The 23,056-nt window shown below is 42.3% G+C and carries 21 protein-coding genes and 1 pseudogene; 4 read left to right on the top strand and 18 right to left on the bottom strand.

The features are described 5' to 3' along the window. The first annotated feature begins 53 nt into the window (after positions 1-53). Positions 54-1,613, top strand: coding sequence for an ATP-binding cassette domain-containing protein (locus HMPREF1125_RS07405; protein ID WP_002883136.1), 1,560 nt, complete (start codon positions 54-56; stop codon positions 1,611-1,613). 44 nt (positions 1,614-1,657) lie between these two features. Here HMPREF1125_RS07405 and HMPREF1125_RS12760 read toward each other — a convergent pair. The 4 genes and pseudogenes from HMPREF1125_RS12760 to HMPREF1125_RS07390 form a co-directional block, all read right to left on the bottom strand. Beyond that, positions 1,658-1,780, bottom strand: a pseudogene (locus tag HMPREF1125_RS12760) (zinc metalloprotease HtpX); the annotation flags it as partial. A gap of 84 nt (positions 1,781-1,864) precedes the next feature. Beyond that, positions 1,865-2,461, bottom strand: coding sequence for a CPBP family intramembrane glutamic endopeptidase (locus HMPREF1125_RS07400; protein ID WP_000278239.1), 597 nt, complete (start codon positions 2,459-2,461; stop codon positions 1,865-1,867). A gap of 112 nt (positions 2,462-2,573) precedes the next feature. Beyond that, positions 2,574-3,473 carry a zinc metalloprotease HtpX gene (gene htpX, locus HMPREF1125_RS07395; RefSeq protein WP_000895763.1) on the bottom strand — a complete coding sequence of 300 codons (900 nt, stop codon included), beginning with the start codon at positions 3,471-3,473 and terminating at the stop codon, positions 2,574-2,576. 1 nt (position 3,474) lies between these two features. Continuing rightward, a complete protein-coding gene (locus tag HMPREF1125_RS07390; protein WP_000219840.1) occupies positions 3,475-4,035 on the bottom strand; it encodes a LemA family protein in 561 nt (186 codons plus the stop codon). A gap of 93 nt (positions 4,036-4,128) precedes the next feature. Between HMPREF1125_RS07390 and rsmG the strand changes: the two genes are divergently transcribed. Both rsmG and HMPREF1125_RS07380 read left to right on the top strand, forming a co-directional pair. Next, positions 4,129-4,842: a 16S rRNA (guanine(527)-N(7))-methyltransferase RsmG gene (rsmG, locus tag HMPREF1125_RS07385; protein WP_000801959.1), complete on the top strand. Its 714-nt coding sequence runs from the start codon at positions 4,129-4,131 to the stop codon at positions 4,840-4,842. Positions 4,843-5,150: 308 nt separating this feature from the next. Further along, on the top strand, positions 5,151-6,434 hold the full coding sequence (locus HMPREF1125_RS07380) for a uracil-xanthine permease family protein (protein ID WP_002883103.1): 1,284 nt from the start codon (positions 5,151-5,153) through the stop codon (positions 6,432-6,434). Between the two features lie 44 nt (positions 6,435-6,478). Here the strand turns inward: HMPREF1125_RS07380 and HMPREF1125_RS07375 are convergent, their stop codons facing one another. The 9 genes from HMPREF1125_RS07375 to HMPREF1125_RS07335 form a co-directional block, all read right to left on the bottom strand. Next, the gene (locus HMPREF1125_RS07375) at positions 6,479-7,384 is read right to left on the bottom strand and encodes a DMT family transporter (RefSeq protein ID WP_000048009.1); all 906 of its coding nucleotides are present in this window, start codon (positions 7,382-7,384) and stop codon (positions 6,479-6,481) included. Positions 7,385-7,392: 8 nt separating this feature from the next. Beyond that, positions 7,393-8,328, bottom strand: a complete 936-nt coding sequence (locus HMPREF1125_RS07370; RefSeq protein ID WP_000764160.1) for a serine hydrolase domain-containing protein — start codon at positions 8,326-8,328, stop codon at positions 7,393-7,395. Next, positions 8,325-9,050: a CppA N-terminal domain-containing protein gene (locus HMPREF1125_RS07365; protein ID WP_000382986.1), complete on the bottom strand. Its 726-nt coding sequence runs from the start codon at positions 9,048-9,050 to the stop codon at positions 8,325-8,327. Before HMPREF1125_RS07365 ends, HMPREF1125_RS07370 begins: the two co-directional genes overlap by 4 nt. A 111-nt stretch (positions 9,051-9,161) precedes the next feature. Continuing rightward, positions 9,162-10,031, bottom strand: coding sequence for an aquaglyceroporin Gla (gene gla, locus HMPREF1125_RS07360; RefSeq protein WP_000348106.1), 870 nt, complete (start codon positions 10,029-10,031; stop codon positions 9,162-9,164). Positions 10,032-10,187: 156 nt separating this feature from the next. Continuing rightward, positions 10,188-11,354 (bottom strand): ATP-grasp domain-containing protein, encoded by a 1,167-nt coding sequence (locus tag HMPREF1125_RS07355; RefSeq protein WP_001108620.1) that lies wholly within the window; start codon positions 11,352-11,354, stop codon positions 10,188-10,190. Between the two features lie 12 nt (positions 11,355-11,366). Further along, complete coding sequence (locus HMPREF1125_RS07350) at positions 11,367-12,107, bottom strand: esterase family protein (RefSeq protein ID WP_000546801.1); 741 nt, start codon at positions 12,105-12,107, stop codon at positions 11,367-11,369. Positions 12,108-12,127: 20 nt separating this feature from the next. Beyond that, positions 12,128-12,952 (bottom strand): alpha/beta hydrolase, encoded by an 825-nt coding sequence (locus HMPREF1125_RS07345; RefSeq protein WP_001016814.1) that lies wholly within the window; start codon positions 12,950-12,952, stop codon positions 12,128-12,130. A 136-nt stretch (positions 12,953-13,088) separates the two neighbouring features. Then, positions 13,089-14,303 (bottom strand): tRNA uracil 4-sulfurtransferase ThiI, encoded by a 1,215-nt coding sequence (thiI, locus tag HMPREF1125_RS07340; RefSeq protein WP_001200074.1) that lies wholly within the window; start codon positions 14,301-14,303, stop codon positions 13,089-13,091. An 8-nt stretch (positions 14,304-14,311) separates the two neighbouring features. Beyond that, positions 14,312-15,454, bottom strand: a complete 1,143-nt coding sequence (locus tag HMPREF1125_RS07335; RefSeq protein WP_000638942.1) for a cysteine desulfurase family protein — start codon at positions 15,452-15,454, stop codon at positions 14,312-14,314. A gap of 137 nt (positions 15,455-15,591) precedes the next feature. Between HMPREF1125_RS07335 and HMPREF1125_RS07330 the strand changes: the two genes are divergently transcribed. Beyond that, on the top strand, positions 15,592-16,017 hold the full coding sequence (locus tag HMPREF1125_RS07330; protein WP_000073922.1) for a DUF6556 family protein: 426 nt from the start codon (positions 15,592-15,594) through the stop codon (positions 16,015-16,017). A 43-nt stretch (positions 16,018-16,060) separates the two neighbouring features. Here HMPREF1125_RS07330 and HMPREF1125_RS07325 read toward each other — a convergent pair whose 3' ends face one another. The 5 genes from HMPREF1125_RS07325 to HMPREF1125_RS07305 form a co-directional block, all read right to left on the bottom strand. Beyond that, the gene (locus HMPREF1125_RS07325; RefSeq protein ID WP_080585604.1) at positions 16,061-18,367 is read right to left on the bottom strand and encodes a DNA translocase FtsK; all 2,307 of its coding nucleotides are present in this window, start codon (positions 18,365-18,367) and stop codon (positions 16,061-16,063) included. A 129-nt stretch (positions 18,368-18,496) separates the two neighbouring features. Then, positions 18,497-19,285 carry a HEAT repeat domain-containing protein gene (locus HMPREF1125_RS07320; RefSeq protein WP_001285301.1) on the bottom strand — a complete coding sequence of 263 codons (789 nt, stop codon included), beginning with the start codon at positions 19,283-19,285 and terminating at the stop codon, positions 18,497-18,499. A 160-nt stretch (positions 19,286-19,445) separates the two neighbouring features. Continuing rightward, positions 19,446-21,401, bottom strand: a complete 1,956-nt coding sequence (locus tag HMPREF1125_RS07315; protein WP_000701479.1) for a PTS fructose transporter subunit IIABC — start codon at positions 21,399-21,401, stop codon at positions 19,446-19,448. Beyond that, the gene (pfkB, locus tag HMPREF1125_RS07310) at positions 21,398-22,309 is read right to left on the bottom strand and encodes a 1-phosphofructokinase (RefSeq protein WP_000640802.1); all 912 of its coding nucleotides are present in this window, start codon (positions 22,307-22,309) and stop codon (positions 21,398-21,400) included. Before pfkB ends, HMPREF1125_RS07315 begins: the two co-directional genes overlap by 4 nt. Beyond that, positions 22,306-23,046, bottom strand: a complete 741-nt coding sequence (locus tag HMPREF1125_RS07305) for a DeoR/GlpR family DNA-binding transcription regulator (protein WP_000920660.1) — start codon at positions 23,044-23,046, stop codon at positions 22,306-22,308. Before HMPREF1125_RS07305 ends, pfkB begins: the two co-directional genes overlap by 4 nt. Between the last annotated feature and the right edge of the window lie 10 nt (positions 23,047-23,056).

The raw sequence follows: 23,056 nt of genomic DNA, 5'->3' as shown, positions 1-23,056 counted from the left end.
AGAGTTTTTAACAGTGACTTTGGGCTCTACTAGATAAAGTAGAGCTTTTTGTTATGCACTATCGACATTCTAGAAAGGGCAACAATATGATAAAAATCAATCATCTAACCATCACTCAAAACAAAGATCTACGAGATCTTGTATCTGACCTAACCATGACTATCCAAGACGGAGAAAAGGTTGCTATTATTGGTGAAGAAGGAAATGGTAAATCGACTTTACTACGAGCTTTAATGGGGGAAGCATTACCTGATTTTACTATCAAGGGCGACATTCAGTCTGACCTTCAATCACTGGCCTACATTCCTCAAAAACTCCCCGAGATTCTGAAAAATAGGACTCTACACGACTACTTCTTTTTGGATTCTGCTGATTTAGACTACAGTATTCTTTATCGTTCGGCGGAGGAGTTGCACTTTGATAGCGACCGTTTTGCTAGCGACCAAGAAATTGGCAGTCTATCAGGTGGCGAAGCTTTGAAAATTCAGCTCATCCATGAGTTAGCAAAATCTTTTGAGATTCTATTTTTAGATGAACCTTCAAATGACTTAGATCTTGAGACTGTTGATTGGCTAAAAAGTCAGATTCAAAAGATGAAGCAAACCGTTATTTTCATTTCCCATGATGAAGACTTTCTTTCTCAGACGGCAGATACTATTGTCCACTTACGTCTGGTCAAGCACCGGAAAGAAGCGGAAACCCTAGTGGAGCATTTAGACTACGATAGCTATAGTGACCAGAGGAAGGCTAGTTTTGCCAGACAAAGCCAGCAAGCTGCTAACGACCAGAGAGCCTATGATAAAACCATGGAAAAACATCGTCGCGTTAAGCAGAATGTAGAAAATGCTTTGCGAAATACTAAAAATGATGTTGCTGGGCGCCTACTGGCTAAAAAGATGAAAACTGTTCTCTCTCAAGAAAAACGATTTGAAAAGGAAGCTCAGTCCATGACCCAAAAGCCACTTGAAGAGGAACAAATCCAACTTTTCTTTTCAGATATCCAACCATTACCGGCTTCTAAAGTCTTAATCCAACTGGAAAAGGAAAATTTGTCCATTGGTAAGCGCGTTTTAGCTCAGGAGTTACGACTAACGGTCCGTGGCCAAGATAAAATCGGTATCATCGGCCCAAATGGTGTTGGAAAATCTACTCTGTTAATCAAGTTACAGCAACTACTAGGTGATAAACGAGAGATTTCGCTTGGTTTTATGCCACAAGATTACCACAAAAAACTGCAATTAGATTTATCTCCAGTAGCCTATCTCAGCAAAACTGGGGAAAAAGAGGAACTACAGAAAATCCAATCTCACCTAGCCAGTCTCAATTTCAGTTATTCAGAGATGCACCACCAAATTCGCTCCTTATCTGGCGGGCAACAGGGTAAACTCCTACTTTTAGATTTAGTCTTGCGCAAACCAAATTTTCTCCTTCTGGATGAGCCTACAAGAAATTTTTCTCCCATTTCTCAACCCGAAATCAGAAAACTCTTTGCCTCCTATCCAGGCGGTCTGATCACTGTTTCGCATGACAGACGCTTCTTGAAAGAGGTCTGTACGAGTATCTATCGTTTGACAGAAAATGGCTTGGAAGTTGTTGATTTACAAGATTTATAAATGTTGAACATAGCAAAAATCCAGAGACGACCTCTGGATTTTGTTTACATATGTTTTAAGCGTTCGATTCGTTCTGAGGTAGGTGGGTGGGTATAAAAGAGTTTTTGTAGTCCCCCACCTTTCTTGGGATCATTGATGTACAGAGCGCTGCTAGCATCGTCTACGTAACAGATTATGGTCTGAATTTTGTTTCAATTGTATAAGCTAAAAATCTTTTTTCTATTATACGCTCAAAGCATTCTAATATGACATTATCTCAGATACAAAAAGCAAAACGCAACCAGATTATTGAGGACATGCAAAAGAATGGAATTCCATAGGTTGTCAGAAGTCTTGTACCTTATCCCAAATGCCAATCCCATACCTAAATAGGTGATAAAGCTAGGAATAGTATAGGGACCATGAAGATAAGCAAAAAGAAGCGATGTGGCAAACAAGCCAAAATATGTATTCTTAAATACTATCCCCTGTAACATACCTCGCATAAAGATTTCTTCCGTGACAGGTGCCAAAACACAGAGATCCACAAAAAGTACAGACCATGAAAGTGATAAACTTTGCACAGTTTGAGTTGTGTCTGATTGGGTAGGGCCTAAAAAATTGACCAAAATATAAAAGAGGAAAAGCAAGGCGTATGAAAGAAAACATTTTAGAATATCTTTTAGGCGGATTTTCCGAATGTGAAACAAGTCATACTTTTTTCCTACATATAAAAATATTGCAAGTTCAACAAGGGTAAAAAGGATGGATATCGTTAATGAATTTATTCGCATGATTTTCTCTGCTATACTCAAATGAATTGGCAGAAAAATCAAAATCAAGAAAAACGTCATCCAGCGCTTATACATCATTCACCTCAATTATATAGAATTACATATATTATACTATTTTTTGGTGAGATAACAAGTTAAAAGCGAGACACTAAAAGCAAAAATCCAGAGAAACCTCTCTGGATTTTGTTTACATCTGTTTCAAACGTTCAATTCGTTCTGAGATAGGTGGGTGGGTATAAAAGAGTTTTTGAAGTCCGCCACTTTTCTTAGGATCATTGATATAAAGAGCGCTGCTGGCATCGTCAACATGGTGATGCATCGGCTCGCTATTGTCCAACTTACGCAAGGCATTGATCATCCCTTGAGGATTACGAGTCAGCTCCACACTGGATGCATCCGCCAGAAATTCCCTCTGACGGGAAATGGCTAATTGCACCAAGGTTGCTGCGAGAGGTGCTAGAACAATGGCTAAGAGAGAGATAACAAGCATGATAATCTCCAAACCATTTCCATCACGATCATTATCGCTCCGTCTGCGACCTGCGCCACCCCACCACATCATCCGTCCTGCCATACTAGACAGAAGGGTAATGGCACTGGCAAGGGCAACAGCAATGGTCGAAATACGGATATCGTAGTTTCGGATATGACTGACCTCATGCCCCATAACAGCTTCCAGTTCCTCGCGATTCATGATAGCCAGAAGGCCCGAAGTGGCTGCGACAGCTGCATTCTGCGGATTCGAACCTGTTGCAAAGGCATTTAAAGAAGAATCCTCAATGATGAAAACACGCGGCATGGGAATCTGAGCGACCATGGCCATATCTTCCACTACATGGTAGAGGTCTGGTGCTGTTTGCTCATCAACCTCACGCGCCCCATTCATAGACATGACAATCTCTGTTGATTGAAAGATCATGGTCAGAGCGTAGATAAGACCGATAATCAAGGCAATAATCATGCCCCCAAGACCTGAGCGCATGAAGAGATAACCAACCGCATAACCAACCAAGGTCAAGAGTAGGAAGAAAACCAGCAATAAAATCCAGGTTTTTCGTTTATTGCTCGCAATTTGATCAAACAACATCTTAGTCACCTAAACCACTAAAGTCAACTTTAGGAACTGCCTTTTCCTCTTCAGGTGTTTGAAGGAAGTCTGCAGCTTTAAAGCCAAATAGTCCTGCGATGACATTGCTTGGGAAACTTTCTAGTTTTACATTGTAGTTGCTGACAACACTGTTGTAGAGTTGGCGTGAGTAAGAAATTTTATTTTCTGTATTGGTCAACTCTTCTTGCAATTTGATAAAGTTAGCACTTGCTTTCAAGTCTGGGTAATTCTCTGCTACTGCAAAGATACCAGAAATCTGGCGGGTAAGGGCATCACTGGCCTTCATCGCTTCAGCTGGTGAAGTTGCTGCGGCTACTTGTCTACGAAGTTCTGTCACCTTTTCCAAGGTAGAACCTTCATATTTGGCATAGCCTTTGACTGTTTCAATCAAGTTAGGGAGGAGATCATTACGACGCTTCAACTGAACATCGATCTGGCTCCAAGCCTCCTTGGTCTGCATACGATTTTTAACCAAACCGTTATAGCTAACAATCACAAAAATAACAATCAGAGCCAAAACTCCAAGAATAATCCAAGTCATAATCTTATTCCTTTCTGCTTTTAGATTACTACCAGTATATCAAAATTTTAATGAATATGGTAAAATAAGATGATACTAGAGAAGGAAAAGACTATGAAACCAGAAACATTTTACAGTTTGCTCGTCGAGCAAAATCTTCCACTTTCTGACCAGCAAAAGAGCCAATTTGAACGCTATTTTGAACTCTTGGTAGAATGGAATGAAAAGATTAACCTGACCGCTATTACAGACAAAGAAGAAGTCTACCTTAAACATTTTTATGATTCGATTGCCCCCATCCTACAAGGCTTGATTTCAAATGAAACTATCAAACTTCTTGATATCGGAGCAGGGGCAGGATTTCCCAGTCTGCCCATGAAAATCCTCTATCCTCAGTTAGATGTGACCATCATTGATTCGCTCAATAAGCGCATCAACTTCCTCCAACTATTGGCTCAGGAGCTGGATTTAGACGGTGTTCACTTCTACCATGGCCGGGCAGAAGACTTTGCCCAAGACAAGAACTTCCGTGCTCAGTTTGATATAGTGACGGCTCGTGCTGTTGCCCGTATGCAGGTTTTGTCTGAGCTGACCATTCCCTACCTTAAAGTTGGTGGAAAACTACTGGCGCTCAAGGCCAGCAATGCCCCTGAGGAATTATCTGAAGCCAAGAATGCCCTCAATCTCCTTTTTAGCAAGGTTGAGGATAACCTCAGCTACGCCCTACCAAATGGAGATCCGCGTTATATCACTGTGGTCGAAAAGAAAAAAGAGACGCCTAACAAGTACCCAAGAAAGGCTGGCATGCCTAATAAACGTCCACTTTAAATTTTTTAGTAAAAAAATGTTTACAAAGTTCGCCTCGCTTTTTTATTTCTTGGCTCGGGAAAAAATGATTTACAAAATCAACCTCGCTCTCTTATTTTCGGGCTCGGGAAAAAATGATTTACAAAATCATTTTTTTCTGCTATACTATCACAAGCAAAGGTTTTTAATGTCATCCCGTGAGGTGACGAAGACGCAGAAATATATGAAATTCTTTAATGAGATACCCCTCTCTTTAAAGAAGTCTTACTCTGAGAGCCTGTTGCTGTAAAATAATGGGCTCTTTTTTGATGCCCAAAAGTGAGGTTTATATGAAACAAGAATCAACTGTTGATTTGTTACTAGACGTTGATCAACATCCTTCAGCTGGGAAAGGTATCCTCCTCAGCTTCCAGCACGTTTTTGCTATGTTTGGAGCTACCATTCTCGTTCCCTTAATTTTGGGAATGCCCGTATCGGTTGCTCTCTTCGCATCTGGTATTGGAACACTTATCTACATGATTTCTACTGGCTTTAAGGTTCCAGTTTATCTAGGTTCTTCATTTGCCTTTATCACGGCTATGTCTCTAGCCATGAAAGAAATGGGGGGCGATGTATCTGCCGCTCAAACTGGAGTTATCCTGACTGGTTTGGTCTATGTCCTTGTAGCAGCAAGTGTTCGTTTTGCAGGTACGAAATGGATTGACAAACTCTTGCCCCCAATCATTATCGGACCTATGATTATCGTTATCGGTCTTGGACTTGCTGGTTCAGCTGTAACGAATGCTGGACTTGTAGCAGATGGAAACTGGAAAAATGCCCTTGTAGCCGTTGTTACGTTCTTGATTGCAGCCTTTATCAATACAAAAGGAAAAGGGTTCCTCCGTATCATTCCTTTCCTCTTTGCCATCATCGGTGGATACCTATTTGCCCTAGTTCTTGGATTAGTTGACTTCACTCCTGTTCTTCAAGCCAACTGGTTTGAAATTCCTGGTTTCTACTTGCCATTTAGTACAGGTGGAGCCTTTAAAGAGTACAACTTATACTTCGGTCCTGAAACAATCGCCATCTTGCCTATCGCTATCGTAACAATTTCAGAACACATCGGAGACCACACAGTTTTGAGCCAAATCTGTGGCCGTCAATTCCTGAAAGAACCAGGGCTTCACCGTACTCTTCTCGGTGACGGTATCGCGACATCTGTATCAGCCTTCCTCGGTGGACCAGCTAATACGACTTACGGCGAAAATACAGGGGTTATCGGGATGACTCGTATCGCTTCTGTCTCTGTTATCCGTAACGCGGCCTTCATCGCCATTGCACTTAGCTTCCTTGGTAAATTCACTGCCTTGATCTCAACAATCCCAAGTGCTGTGCTTGGTGGCATGTCCATCCTTCTCTACGGAGTTATCGCCAGCAACGGTCTAAAAGTTTTGATTAAAGAGCGCGTTGACTTCAGTCAAATGCGTAACCTCATCATTGCTAGTGCCATGTTGGTACTTGGACTTGGTGGAGCCATCCTCAAACTCGGCCCAGTTACACTTTCAGGTACTGCTCTATCAGCCATGACAGGAATTATCTTAAACTTGATTTTGCCACACGAAAATAAAGAATAATCATCTATACACACAAAATCCACTCGATTGAGTGGATTTTTTTATTACTTACTCTTTATTTCCAGCAGTAAATCTTTCAAAGAAATAATGGTCACGGCTAGTAAAATCATAGCCATACCGACAAAATCAATCGCATAAAACTGTTCCTTCATAATCAGAAAGGCAAAGAAAACGGCTGAAATTGGCTCTATGGAAGCTAATAAACTAGACTTAACAGGGCCTATCAGACTAGCCCCTTTTAGGAAAGCTGTATAGGCAAAAACCGTTCCGATGATGATAATCCCAGCAAATGCAAAGAGAAAATCTAAGCTAGTCGGTATGCTGGTCTGTAAGACTCCTGTGAAAGGAATAGCCACTACACCAGAAATAACCATCCCGACACCAATCACCGAAATACTGCCCCATTTCTTAATCAAAGCGATGGGAAGGATAATATAGAGGGCATAGGTTAGGGCAGAAAAGAGGCCCCAGAAAAGTCCAGCAGGCGTGACAGACAACTGGTCGACTTCCCCATGCGTCGCGATAAGAAAAGTTCCTCCAATTGCTAAACCAATCGAAATAATCTCAGCCAGAGTAGGCGCCACCTTGTCCTTGATACAAGTATAAACCAAGATCCCAACGGGGCATACATACTGGAGAACTGTCGCCGTGCCAGCATTGGTTTCCTGAATGGCAGAAAGATAGGCAAACTGGTTTAAGAAAAGTCCAAACAAGGCAAACAACAGCAGAGATAAAAGGCTTTTTCTGTCTTTTAAAAAAGCATAGAGTTTATCCTTTGCAGTCATATAGGATAATACTACCAGTGCCAAACCTGCAATGATTAGCCGCAGATTGGTCAAGACTAGAGCAGAGATCCCGTGTGCCATCAGGTATTGGCCACTGGTTCCAGACAAGCCCCAAGCAATCCCTGCCACTACTGTATACAGAGTTCCTTTTACGGTTTTTGACATGCTTCTCCCTACTCCTCTTGACGAATCATTTCCATCACTTGATTTCGATCGACTATCCACTGGGCACGCTCATCCTTTTCATACGTTCGATTGGACAGAAAGATGGCAGCTTCCTGCTTCTCCCGATTCCACATAATAAAGGTACCTGTATAACCCGTATGGTCGAGACAAGCTCCTTCCAGATTCCAGGCTAGGGAACGCTCCTTATCATCTAAAGGAGAAAAATTTCGGCTTAAATCTGCCGCAAAATCATCTTTCAAGTAATGTTCCAGAAAGATCTGTAAATCCTTAACAGTCGAAAACAAACCAGCACTTCCAGCGTGCTTCCCTAATAGACGGGCTTTGGGATCGTGAATGATTCCGGCATCCATTCCTCTCACTGTTGGTACAGCTCGCTCAACAGGGCCAAACATCGTTTCTTTCATTCCCCATGGTTCCAAAACTTGCTCTTTTATAATCTGATCCAAATCTTGGTCAAAGATTTTTTCCAAAACAAAGCCTAGGAGTAAAAAGTGCACGTCCGAGTATAGGAAGGCTGGCTGATTTCGTCTATTGAGGTGAAACATGGCTTCTCTCAATTCCTCAGTGCTTAACTGGTCTCTGTTAGGAATAAAGGGGTCCAGGTCTGTAGCATGGGTCAGAAGTTGTCGTATGGTAATATCTGGATAATCACACTCCGGTAAAAAATCCGTTACCGGTCGATCAATATCGAATTTGCCCTGCTTCCACAAGAAGATGAGAACCGTCCCTACTCCCACGACTTTACTCACACTAGCCAGATCATAAACCAAACCGCTCTCTGTTTTCAAGCCCCGTTCTGGATTACTCAATCCTAGATAAGACTCTTTCCATTCACCATCCTTATAATACGCAAAAGAGGCCCCGGGATAAATCCCTGCCTCGATTTGATTTTCTATTTTTCTTAGAATTTTTTCCAACTTCATGCTTCTTCAAACCACAATTCAATGTTATTGGTATCTTTACCAAGGAAGAATTTTTCAGACTTAGGGACAAAGTAGCCTGTCTTTTCAAATTTCTTACGAAGACTGGTTAGATCAAAATTTCTTACTAAAAATTTCAACATCGTCAGATCCCAAGTGACATTGTTTTCAACAGCCAAATCTGGCCCTTGCCCTTTAGTAAAGGTGATTGCTGGCGCTACTCCTTCAGAATCAAGTAAACTCTCTGTCCCTTCAGGCATACGCAACTCCATAGAAACCTCAAATTGGCTCAAGTATTTTATACCTGTATTTGAATAAAATTCAGGAACAGTTTCCAGTGGAACCAAATCTCTTATATCATTTTCTGCATGAACAAGGATCACATCCTCTTCAGGAGAAACAATCTCAAAAGCATATCCACGACTTCCTTTAAACAAGCGAGGAAGAGACTTCATTTGAGAAAGAAGGGCCTCGATTTCGGAAGGATCCTCAACCTTTATCAAGAGCCTAGCTAGCTTCTTAAGTCCTTCAACTCTGCGAGTTCGCATGCTTGGAGCCTCTTCTAAAATCAATCTCTCCGTACCCGTCTGGTCGCCTAATGAAAGAAAGGCAGACTCTTCTAGTAAGGGTTTCATTCCTAGAGTTTCAATATAAAATATCTCATTTAATTTTCGATTATTAACTTTCAAAGTCGGAATGATCCGAACAATCTCATTCACATCCATAAGTTCCTCCAACTCTTTTATTTTAAAGGATTTTAGAATATTTTACAAGCCATATTTGTTTAAATTAGAAAATTTTCCAAGAAAAAAACTGGGTTTCCCCAGTTTCGTTTCTTATAGGTAAAGTAGTTTGAATAGTGCTACTGCTGCAATTCCCGCTGCAATTGGAGCTACAACCGGAACCCATGCATACCACCATTTTGAATCACCCTTGTGTTGACCAAGAACTGATTTTGGAAGGAGTTCGTGAAGAAGACGTGGTCCAAAGTCACGAGCTGGGTTCAAACCAGGTCCAGTAGGTCCACCGAGTGAAGTTACCAAGGCCATTACTAGGAAACCAAGTCCTAAATGAGCAACTGAAAGACCTGCTGCTGTGTGTGGTGCTATTTGAGCCTTAATAGCTAATTCAGAAAAGTCAACTGTTTGATTAGCCTGCGTTGCCATTTGCTTCATGTATTGCATTACTTCCGCACCAAAAAAGTTTTTAGTCATTCCTAGGGCTGCAAAGAACAGAACAAACGAACCGACAAACTCATTGATAAAACCATTTACACTTGCTGCGAAACGTGATTCTTTTGTACCGTGATCAACATTTGAAATCGTTGAGAAAGTACCCAAAATGTTATTAGAATTCTCTGTTTTCAAGTAGTAAGGACGGTGAGTTGCAACAACCATAGCTTGACCAAAAATCGCTCCTAAAACTTGCGCAAGGATATAATATGGTACTTGTCCCCAAGGGAAAAGTCCACTCACAGCAAGTCCAAGTGTGAAGGCTGGGTTGATGTGGTTCCCAGATACATTACCGAACATCAAGGCTGGGATCATAACCCCCATACCGTAACCAACCGCGATAACGAGCCAGCCACTTTGGTGACCTTTCGTACCTTTAAGTTCAACGTTAGCAACTGCACCATTACCAAGAATGATCAGAATGGCAGTTCCCAAAAATTCAGTGGCATATTTAATAGCCCATGTAAAATCCATTTGATAGATTCTCCTTAATTTTTTTAGACAATCCTTATTCTATCAATTTTTAGGCCTTTTAGCAACCGATTTTCTAAAAGAATCTCTGGAAAACGCTTTATTTAACTTATCTTTAAGAAAAGGACAAAAGAAGTCAAACTCCTTTCATCCTATTCCTTACTCTTGACGTTGACCAAAGTCTGCTAACATCTGATCCAGCTCCTCACGACTTGGAGTTGTCAACATATAGAGGATATCTCCTTGTAACTCTGCAAAGGCTGCTGGCATGATTTTCTTAGCCTTAAAACCTCCTTGGTATTTAGCTAGTAACTCCTCTTCTGAGTAAACATAATGAGAACTTAAACGCCGAGCAGTCGCCAAGCAATAGAGGGGTTCAAAATATGAACCAGGGAATGGCTCTCCTGCTACGATAGCCGCATAACCTCGGTAGAGGTCAAAAGAGTGGGCATAATTGTAAACATCAATGGTAAAACCACCTGCCGGACGGTTATTATACTCAATAGCGATATAGTCATCTCCCTCACGGAAGAATTCGATATGGAAGAAACGCTCCTTCATGCCAAATTCCTTGACAATGGCTTCACCATACTTACGCAATTTTGGATCCATATCCTTGAGAACATAATAGGCATTATCCATCTTGTAAAGCATGAGATCCAGTGGTGTATGGGCGTAGTCAAAAGTCGTTGAAAAGACAATCTTACCGTCCTTGTCCACTAGTCCGTCAAAGGTACAGATTTCGCTAGAAGTGACAAATTTTTCAAAGAAATAGACGGTTGAATGGTCCCATTCTGCCTTAAAACGGTCCACATCTGTTTGGTTTTCAAGTTTAAAGGTTGCTGCTGCTCCCACACCGTTGTCTGGTTTGGCAATCAATGGTAAACCGATCTCCTCCACAGCCTGAGCTACATCGGTCTCTGTTTTAATCACTGCTCCCGGAACAACAGGTACTCCTGCCTTTTGGAAATGTTTTTTCATTTCAGACTTAAACTTAGTCTTTTTGAGATCCTCTGGTTTGACACCAAAGACATTGAATTGTTCTCTGAGTGTTGCGTCCAGCTCAAGCCAGTATTCATTGTGGGACTCGATGCGGTCGATAGGACCGTGCTTGTAGAAAAGAAAGGCAACTGCACGTTTGACTTCGTCTATGTTCTCAAGATTGTCCACACGGAAATACTCGGTTAGGCTATTGCGCAAAGGTTCATCTAGTTGTTCGTAAGGCTCCTGACCAATTCCCAAAACGGTGATGCCTTTATTAGCTAGCTCGATGGTAAACTGTTGAAAGTTTTGTGGATAGTAGGGTGAAATAACAAGATAATTCATAGGCAACTCCTTTTATAGATTCATGTGACCAAGGAAATAAGGCATTTGTTTACGCCACCAATCCCAGTCATGGGCAACATCATGTCCCCACTCAGCAAACCAGGCAGGGATTTGTTTCTTGTCAAAGGCTTCTTTCAGTTTGTAGAAGGACGGCAGACCATCTTGTTCCCAAGCACCGAGGCCCGTACAGACGACAATCTCCGCCTGACGGTAACGATCGATAAACCAGCCGTCATTCTGATTCCAAATATAATCTACTGGCGAGTTCTGGTAAATAGCATCATCATTGTAGTAATCACCGACAAAGAAACGCGCGTCGTAAACACCGCTGAGAGCAATCACTTTGGTAAAGACATCTGGATGCTGGAGGAAGAAATTGAGTGCATGGTAGGCCCCCATCGAGCAACCTGTCGTCATCATGCCATCAAACCAACCTGTCTTGTGCTTGATAAAAGGAATCGCCTCCTCAATCACATAGCGTTCGTAGGCACGATGCATCTCTGCCTGATCATGACCATTTTTCCAAGTGGCCAACCAGCTCTCACTATCTACACTGGATAGCGTAAAGAACTGGACGCGCCCTTCCTCGATAAAGGAAGCACAGGCGTCAATCATGCCAAAATCATAGTATTCATTGTGACTACCACCGGATGAAGCAAAAACAACAACTGGAATCCCAGCATGCCCATAACGGTTGAGATACATTTCACGGTTGAGGTGGCCACTCCAGTGGCTAAGGTTTTCAATATGCATTGGCTTTCTCCTTTCTTAACTTACCATTTCTCTGCAAAAAATCGGAGACAGTCTGGTAAATTTTCCGACCATGGAATCTCACTATGGATGGCACCAGACTGAACTTTCAAAACAAGATTGTCCAAGTGCACCCCACCTGCAATCAAATCATGGTAATAGCGAAGCGACGAGTCGATATAGGCTTGCTTGATATTGCCAGCCATCAAAGTCTTGTCTGTATCGTCTGCTTCTTCTGTTCCTACATAGATGAAAATGCGCTGTTCAGGCGACAATTTCTTGCGCTCGATATAGCGGTTAAAGGCTTCTTGGTGAAGCCAGTTAGCAGATGAGAAGACACCTAGACAACCAATTCGATCTTGATACTCTAGTCCGATAAACTGGGTAATATTGCCTCCTAGAGACGAACCAATCATAGCCGTATGCTGGCGATCAGCTTTGGTTCGGTAGGTCTCATCGATAAAGGGCTTAACCACCTCCATGACAAATTCGGCATACTCCACACCCTTACCGCCAAACTGCTGGCCCGGAATAGGAGATTCTTGGAACTTCCAAGCAGCGTACTCATTCATCCGTCCCATACCATCATTATCTATGGCAACTACAATCATGCGACTGATATCAGGGTTTCGCTTAATGGCTGGAATAATCTTCCAAGAGTGTCCGATATAGGACTCCTTGCTGTAAAAGACATTTTGCCCATCATGAAAATAAACAACAGGGTAAAAACGGTCTGTGTCTTTCTCATAGTCCTTAGGTAGGAGAACACGCACTCGACGCTCCTTTCCTGTATAAGGTACCTTGAGTTTGTGTTCTTTCATTTTTAAATAAAAGTAGGAATGATTCATTGTCAGAAAACTCTCTATATTCAAAATTTTATCTTATTATACCATAAAAATAGAAAAAAAGTCAGTAATTGTCCATTTTAAGGATAAATAACTAACTTTTCTCACTTAATATTCTAAATTCTTCTGGTTTTTCTGATTAGAGGAGGTTGTCAATTAACTCATCGACAGCATCTTTTTCAGCCTGAGGCGTGATCTTAGTGAGCATAATTCCAGTCACTGCTCGCTCAACCAAACCTTCAACATCCATCCATTTTTCATACTTCTCAGCATTCTCTATCTTAGGATTGGTCTTAGGACGGTCAGGTGCAAAAATAGTACAGCAGTCCTCAAAAGGCTGGATAGAAATGTCAAAGGTATCGATTTCCTGGGCGATGTCAATGATTTCCAACTTGTCCATCGTAACCACGGGACGAATGATGGGAGTGTTGGTCACAGCGTTGATAGCCTGCATACTTTCCAAGGTCTGGCTCGCTACTTGACCTAGACTTTCACCATTGATGATGACTAGACCCTTTCTCACTTCACGGATACGGTCAGTAATCCGCATCATAAAGCGACGCGTCAAGGTCATGAGATAGGCTTCTGGCGCCTTTGCCTTGATTTCTTCTTGAATCTCTGTGAAAGGTACTTCGATAAACTGGATATTGCCACCAAACTTGGTCAATTTACGGGTCAAATCTTGGGCCTTCTTGAGAGCTCCAGGGCTAGTGTATGGTGGGCTGGCAAAGTGAACGGCTTCAATATCCACCCCACGTTTAAGAGCTAGATAACCTGCTACAGGTGAGTCAATCCCTCCTGACAACATGAGCATCCCCTTACCAGAAGTACCCACTGGCAAACCACCTGCTCCCCGAATAGTTTCATAGGAAAGATAGGCCGCCTCCTCACGAATCTCCACCTGAAGAGTGATATCAGGATTTTTCATCTGGGCTTGAATAGTTGGGATTACGTCGAAAACAGCTTCACCAAGCGTTTGGTTGAGTTCACGACTGTCGAGTTCAAAGTTGTGGTCACTACGTCTACTAGAGATTTTAAAGGTCATGCCCTCCTTGTAGATGTCCTGCATAATCTCTTGGACAGCAGCCTTAAGCCTTACAACTGACTTTTCAACCTTATATACTGGAGAAAAATTTTGAATTCCGAAGACTTGTTTGAGAGATTCTGCCACTGCTGTGTAGTCAGCTCCATTGAGGTAAACGTGGGCACGGTCGCGATCAGCGGTTACCTTAACTTGGGGATAGATGGACAAAACGTCTGAAATGTTATTGCGAAGTTTATTGATGAAACGCATACGATTTTTGCCCTTGGTTGACAACTCTCCGTAGCGAATCATAATTTCTGAATACTGCATGAATGCTCCTATCTTACTTTTCTAGTTTGATTGTAAATTAATTTTAGCTTGGTCAAAAATTGCTCGACCTGACTCATGTCATTTTCCAGGTCTAAGCTTAGACGCACAGCTGACTGGGCCTTATCTTTGTCCACTCCCATAGCAATCAGGGTCCCCGCAGGTTTTCCAGCCTTGGACGAACAAGCAGAGGTTGTGGAAATGAAAATATCATAGTCTTCAAATGCGTGAACGATGACTTCACCACGAACACCTTTGATTCCAAAAGTCAGGATATGAGGTGCAAAGTCTTCCTCATCTGAAAAGACAAATATATCTGGATAATCTAAAAGAGCTTGGCGAATAACTTCCTTCATCTGCCCTGTCTTACTAGTAAAGATACCCAGCTTTTCTATAGACAAACGGAGAGCCTTGGCAGTCGCTGCAATCCCTGCCACATTTTCAGTTGTCGAACGATAATCACGCTCCTGACCACCACCAGTCAACAGAGGCGTAATCTTCTTGCCAGACTTGATATAAACAAAACCAACTCCTCGAACACCATGAAATTTATGACTCGAAAAGGTCGCAAAATCCACTCGATCAGTCAGATACTTTTCAGTCGGAATCTTAGCAAGTGCCTGAACCGCATCAACGTGGAAGGAAATGGTCGGCTTGTCTGCCAACAGTTTTGATATAGCTTCAATAGGCTGAATAGAGCCAATCTCATTGTTAACTGCCATGATGGAAACGAGGGTCGTATCAGGTCGTATCAAGTCCTCTAGAGACTCAACATCTACAAATCCTCTGCTATCAACTGGAGCAAAATCCACCTCAAACCCTTGACTTTTCAGCCAGAGGGCTGATTCCTTAACTGCCGGATGCTCAATAGCTGATACAATGATGTGCTTGCCAAACTGGGATTTTTCAAAGGCCACACCCTTGATGACCCAGTTATCCCCTTCTGTACCACCAGAGGTAAAGAAGATTTCATCACTCTTTTTGCCAATCAAATCTGCAATTTGCTGACGGGAAGCATCTAAAATTCGTGTTGCCTGATCTCCCAAACGATGGAGACTAGACGGATTTCCTACAATTTTTGAAGCGACCTGCATGTAAGTTTCAAGTGCTTCAGGATAAGGCTTGGTTGTCGCCGAATTATCAAAGTAGATCATGTTTTCTCACGCTTTCTAAAATCACTCCTTCTATTGTATCACGAAACGAAGCTTGCGACAAGAAAGGGAAGTTTCTCTTTTTTTAAGATTTTTTTAAAGAAATGAGGTATAATAAATCATAATCAAAGGAGAGTATCATGTCTAACTATCGTAGAACTTCAAAACCAAAAACAGAACACATCAAAAAGGGATTCACTGTCTTTCAAAAAACGATTGCTACCATCGGTAGTATCCTTGGTCTCATCACTGCTACTATCACCATCATGAACGCCATGGATAATAGCAAAAACAATAAAAAAGAACCGACGACAACCCAAACAACTGTTGTCAAGGAAATTCAAAAAGAAGCCCCTCAGGAAAATACTACACCTAACAAGGACAACACTTCTACTAAAGAAAATATCCCGCAGGAAGAAACTCCTCAATCCAATAAAAAGGAAGAGCAAAAAGAAGAGAAGAAAACAACAACTCAGGATTCTTCTACACCTTCCTCAACAAAAGAAACAACTGATAGTGGAAACTCGTCCAAAACAACTAGTTCCGAAAACAAAAGCAATCAATAACCACTAAAATAGCTTCCTTCCAGCTTTGGAAAGAAGCTATTTTTTATTGTTGCAATACTTTTCGTGGTTTGGTTCCTTCAGCTGGACCGATAACACCTGCCATTTCGAGTTCTTCCATCAGGCGGGTCGCACGGTTAAATCCAACCGACAAACGACGCTGAATCATCGAAGCACTGGCTTTCTGCGTCTCGATAACCAGAGCCTTAGCTTCTTCAAAAAGCGGATCGCCACCAGCTTCACCATCTGAAAATTCTCCTTCATTTTCAGAAACCTCACCTGGGTCAAAACTCTCATCGTAGTCCGCATCCGCCTGAGCCTTGATGAAGTTTACGATGCGTTCAACATCATCATCCGAGATAAAGGATCCTTGCAGACGGACTGGGTGATTTTCATCGATTGGTTTAAAGAGCATGTCTCCTCGACCAAGCAGTTTTTCTGCTCCATTCTCATCCAAGATGGTTCGTGAATCTGTGCCCGATGAAACTGCAAAAGCCACACGAGATGGGACATTGGCCTTGATGAGACCAGAAATGACATCGACTGATGGACGTTGCGTTGCGAGAATCATGTGAATTCCTGCGGCACGCGCCTTCTGTCCGAGACGAATGATGGCGTCTTCTACTTCCTTGCTAGCCACCATCATGAGGTCTGCCAACTCATCCACAATGACAACAATCAAAGGCAGTGGTACTTGTTTGTACTCAGACTGGGCATTGAATTCCTCGACCTTGGCATTGTAACCAGCGATATTTCGTACACCAACCTTAGCGAAGAGTTCATAACGGTTTTCCATCTCATCCACAACCTTTTGCAGAGCCTTGCTGGCCTTGCGTGGATTAGTCACAACTGGAATCAAGAGGTGAGGAATGTCATTGTAAACCGATAACTCAACCATCTTTGGATCCACCATCATAAACTTGACCTGGTCGGGTCTTGCTTTCATGAGAATGCTGGCAATAATACCGTTAACTGCGACTGACTTCCCTGATCCCGTTGAACCTGCAACAAGTAAGTGAGGCATCTTGGAAAGGTCAAAGGTGCGAGCAGTTCCATTGACGGCCTTACCTAGAGGGATTTCGAGGAGATTTTCTGGTTTAGTCTGAGACTGTTCCCAGAGTTCACGGAAGGAAACAGTCGCAATCTCAGAGTTAGGAACCTCAATTCCGACTAAGGATTTACCAGGGATTGGAGCCTCTATCCGAACATCCTTAGCTGCTAGAGCTAGCGCTAAGTCGTCTGCCAGATTGGAAATGCGGTTAACCCGTACACCGACTGCTGGTTTGACTTCATACTTGGTAACTGATGGTCCAATTTCAGCCCGTTCTACTGTCACCTTGATACCAAAGCTAGCAAAGGTTTCTTCTAGGATTTTGATATTTTCTCGAACAATCTTCTTTTCCTTGGATTGATCTTTGGGTTTATCTGGCGCAAAGAGTTGCAAGCTTGGCAGTTTGTATTCAAGAGCTTCTTTGGCAGAAAAATCAACCTGCACCTCTTCATCCTCAAAGTCTTCTTCCACATCTGGAACGTCAAAATCAGCTTGAGGCAGGATAATCTCCGGTTCACTCCATTCTTTTTCAGGAATTGGTGGAAGATCATAGTCTGGAACTTCTGATAAGATTTCTCCCGTTTCAGGATCTACAGGAGGAAGCGGTAGTGCATCCTGTTCTTCTTGTTCTCTCTTGATTCTGGCAGCTTCTTCAGCTTCTTGACGAGCCTTCTCTTCTTCTCTCTTGATGAAGCGTTCCTGTTTTCTCTGTTCCTGTTTTTCCATGAAGGATCTGAACTGAGCTCCAATAAAGGCTGCAACATCATAAATAGACCAAGGACTAACCAAGAGAGCCCCAACTAGAATCAAGAGAACTCCAATAAAGTAAGATCCGATATTTGAAAAAAGAAAGGCTATGGGGATATAAAGTCCGACGCCAAGTAGGCCTCCACCAGCGAAACTAGTCACCCGCATACCAGTCAGATCCGTCATAACTTGAGACAAGGTCCCTTTTAGAACTGACTGCTCCAAACCAAACTTCCAGACAAGATAGGCCTCAAAAATCAAGAGCAAGCCAGCGAAGATACAGAGAAATCCTGACAGAAGCCCCTCTTGCTTGCGTATCCATTTAAAAAGAAAAAGATAGATGAGGAGGCCACCTATAGCCACATAAGCTAAACTTCCGACTAACAGTCGAATGAGATTATAAAGGGTGATACCCGCAGCACCAAGCTTGAGAGCTGCAATAATCAACAATAAGGCAATTCCTAAGGAAATCAACATCCTCTGGATAGCCTGTTTTCTTTCGAGTTCTGCTTTAGACGGTCTCCGTCTTGTTTTACTTGTATTTTTGTTTGCCATGCTTCTATTATACCATATTTCAGAAACATCTAGAGAAATCAAAAATGACTGCATCTACTAGACACAATCATCTTTCGTTGATATTTCTGAATTTTCTATTCTATATGATTTTTCAACAACCTTGTCTCACTACTTCTTCAAAAATCTAATTGCTGATTTTCTTGCCTTCTCAATCTTCTCGATTTCCAACTTCTCTACAGCAGATGTAGGAATCCATTTTTTCCCAAATAAAACTTGAGCTGCTTCTATCATCAGAGCACAAGCCCGAAAGTCCTTTTCTTCTGGAATCGCCTCTCGAAACAAATCCTTCGTTTTCTCCATCAAGACTTCTTTTTCAACTTGATGAAAAGATAATTGCATCAAACTACTGGCAGACCAGGCACGACAAAGTGCATCTTGGTCAGTCAAGAGATGTTGCCCTAAGATTTCTATCTCACTTATTGAACCAATCCAACCTAGGGCAATGATTAGCTTTCTACGATTCGAAGCTTCTGAACTAGGTAAAAGAGAGATTAGAACAGGAAGTACTTGCTTGCAAGAAGATGCATAAAAATCTCTATGTCTTACTTTGGAAAGGATTTTCGCTAGGAAATAAACAATCAAAATGCGTTGACCCTCATCTTCCTCTTGATTGAGAGTTTCCAAAAGATAGTCTATTCCCTCCTGCCCATGCTGGTCAAAACTTGCTTCAAAATTTAGGTCAGTTCCTTCCTCCCAATCGTTGCAAATGAGTTCAAAATGAAAGGCAATTTCTGGGCTCCTACCTAAATCAGCTATAAAATGAATTCGTTTAGAATCAGGAAAATCTTCCTCCACCAAGCTGGCATAGGTTCCTTGTAACGCTTCTTTTGTAAGACTTTTGCAACCGAACTGTTCCTTTTCTAGTTTGTCGATTCCTTCTTTTCTAGAATCACTCATGACACTTATCTCCTCTAAGATATTTGTAGAACTTCAGCATTCTATCATTTAAATTCTCTAAGATTTACCTCTATTATATCACTTTAAAGACCGTTCTCCCTAACTCCATCATCAAAAAATGACTGCCCACTTTCGTGTTCAGTCATTTGAGTATTTGTGATTATTTTTCTAATGGTTTACGAAGGGAACCATAAACCACACCACTTACAATCGCACCAATCAAGACAAAGACTAGGTAAAGTAGGGCATTTGAAGTTAGAGCGATAACGAAGATTCCTCCGTGTGGTGCCATCAATTTGATACCAGCAAGACCAACGAGTCCTCCTGCTACTGCAGAACCAAGGATGAAGCTTGGGATAGCACGAGCTGGGTCAGCTGCACCAAACGGAATCGCTCCCTCAGTGATAAATGACAAGCCCATGATAATGTTTGTCAAACCAGAGTTACGTTCTTCTTTGGTAAATTTATCTTTGAAAAGAAGGGTTGCAACAAAGATAGCAAGTGGTGGAACCATTCCTCCAGCCATAACAGCTGCCATGGCTACAGAACCACCTGAAGAAACAGTTGCTGCAAGCGTACCTGTACCAAAGACATAGGCTGCTTTGTTGACTGGTCCACCCATGTCGACAGCCATCATTCCACCAAGAACGATACCGAGAAGGACAGCTGATCCTCCTCCAAGACCGCCTAGAAAGTCATTCATGGCAGTGTTGATTGCTGCCATCGGGATGTTAACAGCTAGCATGACAAATCCTGTCAAGATTGTTCCAAGAAGTGGCAAGAGAAGGATTGATTTAGCACCTTCAAGTGAACGAGGAACTTTAACGTATTTCTTGATAGCAAGAACCAAGGCACCTGCGATAAATCCTCCAACAAGGGCACCTAGGAAACCAGATGACACACCCGCAAGAGTTGAAGTTGCTTCACCACCTGCTGCATAAGGGATTTTACCAAAGGCAAAACCTTCTTTAGCAATAGCACCAGCCACAAAACCCGCTACCAAACCTGGTTTTTCAGCGATAGAGTAGGCAACGTATCCTGCAAAAACTGGAAGCATCAAGCCAAAGGCTGCTCCACCAATTTTCATGAACATGGAAGCTAGCTCATGGTAGGATCCGAGATTGCCAAGACTATCCTGTGGCACACCCAAAGCGCCATCAATCAAGAAGGCAAGGGCAATCATGATACCACCACCAATAACGAATGGCAACATTTGTGATACACCACTCATCAAGTGTTTGTAGAAGGCACCACCGATACTTTGTTTTTCATTAGATGCTGTTGCAGCTTTTGCTCCATTAGCAGCACGGTAGATTTCAGCATCTCCTGAAAGAGCCAAGTTAATCAATTCTTCAGTCTTACGGATACCGTCTGCAACCGGGCGATTGATCAATGGTTTACCATCGAAACGATCCATCTTAACAGCCTTGTCAGCAGCGATGATAACAGCTTTAGCCTTACGGATATCTTCTGCAGTTAGTTGATTTCCAATACCGCTGGCACCATTGGTTTCGACCTTAATTCCAACACCCATTTCAGCAGCCACTTTTTGAAGGGCTTCTTGGGCCATGTAAGTGTGGGCGATACCTGTTGTACAAGCTGTAACAGCTACGATAAAGTCGCCAGATTCATTGGCAGGTGTTTGAACAGGCTCCTCAGCTTTTTCTGAAGCTTGGTCAAAGAGTTCAATAACTTGATCTGCAGATGTTACTTGACGAAGTTTGTCAGCAAAACCATCTTTCATCAAGTATTGAGACAATTCTGCCAAGGCTGCTAAGTGAGTATCATTGGCACCTTCTGGAGCCGCAATCATGAAGAAGAGGTCTGTTGGTTGCCCATCCAAGCTCTCATAGTCAACACCCTTGTTTGACTTAGCAAAGAGAACTGTTGCTTCTTTGACAGCAGAGTTTTTGCTGTGTGGCATAGCGATTCCGTCACCCAAACCAGTGGAAGTTAGAGCTTCACGCGCTAAAATGCCTTCTTTAAAGGTTTCAAAATCTGTCACATAACCGTGATCTACCAAACTTTTAATCATCTCTTCAATGACAGTTGTTTTCTCAGTTGCCTGCAAATCCAGCAACATGACATCTTTTCTCAATAGGTCTTGAATTTTCATCGTTTTTCTACCTCAACTTTTTCATATGTTTCTTTAATAAAGTCCGCTGTTGCCAAGTCATCCGAGAAGGTAGTTGCTGTCCCACAAGCCACTCCCCATTTGAAGGCCTCTACTGCATCTTTTGATTTGACAAATTCACCGGTAAATCCAGCAACCATAGAGTCACCAGCACCAACTGAATTTTTTACTGTCCCTTTGATTGGTTTAGCGAAGTATGCTCCCTCGGATGTTACAAGGAGGGCACCGTCCCCAGCCATAGAGATGATAACATTTTGAGCACCTTTAGCCAACAATTCTCGAGCATAGTTCTCGATTTCATCTAAACTTTCGAGTTTCACTCCAAAGATAGCTCCAAGTTCGTGATTGTTTGGTTTAACCAAAAGTGGCTGGTAGTCCAAACTATCAATCAAGGTCTGTCCTTCAAAGTCACAAACCACTTGGGCACCAGTCTTGCGTGTCAATGCAATCAAATCCTTATAGATAACATTGCCTAGGTTCTTAGCACTCGAACCCGCAAACACAACCGTATCTTCTGCTGTCAGACTTGAAAGAATGGCTTTTAACTCTTCAAGTTGTTCGGGCTCAACATTAGGACCAGTCCCATTGATTTCTGTTTCTTGGTCTGCTTTAATCTTGACATTGATACGAGTATCTTCTGCTACTTGGACAAAACGAGTTTCGATTTCCTCTTCTGCAAGGGTATCTGTGATAAATTTACCAGTAAAGCCTCCGATAAATCCAGTCGCAGTATTAGGAATATCCAAGCGTTTCAAGACACGACTGACATTGATTCCTTTTCCACCAGCAAACTTATCATCACTGTCCATACGATTGACACTACCGACTTGAACTTGGTCCAAGCGCACGATATAGTCAATGGATGGATTGAGTGTGACTGTATAAATCATACTTCTATTACCTCCGTTTTCTTCTTAATAGCCTGCAAGAGCTCATGCCCTTGACTTGTGATGACAATAGCGCGTTTGAGTGGTGCTACCTTGGCAAAGCAAGTTTGTCCAATCTTAGACGAATCGACCAAAACATAGGTTTGTTTGGCATTCTCTAAAATAGCACGTTTCACGGCTCCCTCCTCCATATCAGGAGTCGTATAATAACCATCGTCTACACCATTCATCCCGATAAAGGCACGGTCAAAGTGCAATTGATTGATTTGGTTAAGAGCAACACCACCGATACATGCATCTGTTGCCATCTTGACACTTCCTCCAACCATGACAGTTGGAATCTGTTTTTCAACCAACTGAACCGCATGATGAATGGAGTTGGTCACAACCGTGATATTCTTATTAACCAATTCCTTGATTAAAAAGGCAGTTGTCGTTCCAGCATCAATAAAGATGACATCTTGTTCCTTAATAAGAGAGGCGGCTTTTTGAGCCAGTAGCTTCTTCTCTTGAAGGTTTTTGACAGATTTTTCTTGGATGGTTTCTTCTTCCTGCAAGGAGTGGGGCAATTCTGCTCCACCATGCACACGGCGAAGCTTGTTTTCCGCCTCCAACTCATCCAAATCTCTTCGTACTGTCGATTCTGATGTTTCTAATAGACTAACCAATTTTTCTAGGGAAACTACATGATGTTGATTTAACTCCTCTAAAATCAGTTGCTTCCGCTCGGTTTTTAACACCAAATCACCT

It is taken from the genome of Streptococcus oralis SK304, assembly GCF_000287715.1.
In the GTDB taxonomy this organism is placed as follows: domain Bacteria; phylum Bacillota; class Bacilli; order Lactobacillales; family Streptococcaceae; genus Streptococcus; species Streptococcus oralis_Y.
Note: the sequence above shows the minus strand (reverse complement) of the source record. Positions and strands in the feature narration are given on the sequence as shown.

Excerpts from the sequence above, each read along its gene's own strand:
- HMPREF1125_RS07405 (WP_002883136.1), top strand. The coding sequence starts at position 54 with ATGCACTATCGACATTCTAGAAAGGGCAACAATATGATAAAAATCAAT.
- HMPREF1125_RS07400 (WP_000278239.1), bottom strand. The coding sequence starts at position 2,461 with ATGTATAAGCGCTGGATGACGTTTTTCTTGATTTTGATTTTTCTGCCA.
- htpX (WP_000895763.1), bottom strand. The coding sequence starts at position 3,473 with ATGTTGTTTGATCAAATTGCGAGCAATAAACGAAAAACCTGGATTTTA.
- HMPREF1125_RS07390 (WP_000219840.1), bottom strand. The coding sequence starts at position 4,035 with ATGACTTGGATTATTCTTGGAGTTTTGGCTCTGATTGTTATTTTTGTG.
- rsmG (WP_000801959.1), top strand. The coding sequence starts at position 4,129 with ATGAAACCAGAAACATTTTACAGTTTGCTCGTCGAGCAAAATCTTCCA.
- HMPREF1125_RS07380 (WP_002883103.1), top strand. The coding sequence starts at position 5,151 with ATGAAACAAGAATCAACTGTTGATTTGTTACTAGACGTTGATCAACAT.
- HMPREF1125_RS07375 (WP_000048009.1), bottom strand. The coding sequence starts at position 7,384 with ATGTCAAAAACCGTAAAAGGAACTCTGTATACAGTAGTGGCAGGGATT.
- HMPREF1125_RS07370 (WP_000764160.1), bottom strand. The coding sequence starts at position 8,328 with ATGAAGTTGGAAAAAATTCTAAGAAAAATAGAAAATCAAATCGAGGCA.
- HMPREF1125_RS07365 (WP_000382986.1), bottom strand. The coding sequence starts at position 9,050 with ATGGATGTGAATGAGATTGTTCGGATCATTCCGACTTTGAAAGTTAAT.
- gla (WP_000348106.1), bottom strand. The coding sequence starts at position 10,031 with ATGGATTTTACATGGGCTATTAAATATGCCACTGAATTTTTGGGAACT.
- HMPREF1125_RS07355 (WP_001108620.1), bottom strand. The coding sequence starts at position 11,354 with ATGAATTATCTTGTTATTTCACCCTACTATCCACAAAACTTTCAACAG.
- HMPREF1125_RS07350 (WP_000546801.1), bottom strand. The coding sequence starts at position 12,107 with ATGCATATTGAAAACCTTAGCCACTGGAGTGGCCACCTCAACCGTGAA.
- HMPREF1125_RS07345 (WP_001016814.1), bottom strand. The coding sequence starts at position 12,952 with ATGAATCATTCCTACTTTTATTTAAAAATGAAAGAACACAAACTCAAG.
- thiI (WP_001200074.1), bottom strand. The coding sequence starts at position 14,303 with ATGCAGTATTCAGAAATTATGATTCGCTACGGAGAGTTGTCAACCAAG.
- HMPREF1125_RS07335 (WP_000638942.1), bottom strand. The coding sequence starts at position 15,454 with ATGATCTACTTTGATAATTCGGCGACAACCAAGCCTTATCCTGAAGCA.
- HMPREF1125_RS07330 (WP_000073922.1), top strand. The coding sequence starts at position 15,592 with ATGTCTAACTATCGTAGAACTTCAAAACCAAAAACAGAACACATCAAA.
- HMPREF1125_RS07325 (WP_080585604.1), bottom strand. The coding sequence starts at position 18,367 with ATGGCAAACAAAAATACAAGTAAAACAAGACGGAGACCGTCTAAAGCA.
- HMPREF1125_RS07320 (WP_001285301.1), bottom strand. The coding sequence starts at position 19,285 with ATGAGTGATTCTAGAAAAGAAGGAATCGACAAACTAGAAAAGGAACAG.
- HMPREF1125_RS07315 (WP_000701479.1), bottom strand. The coding sequence starts at position 21,401 with ATGAAAATTCAAGACCTATTGAGAAAAGATGTCATGTTGCTGGATTTG.
- pfkB (WP_000640802.1), bottom strand. The coding sequence starts at position 22,309 with ATGATTTATACAGTCACACTCAATCCATCCATTGACTATATCGTGCGC.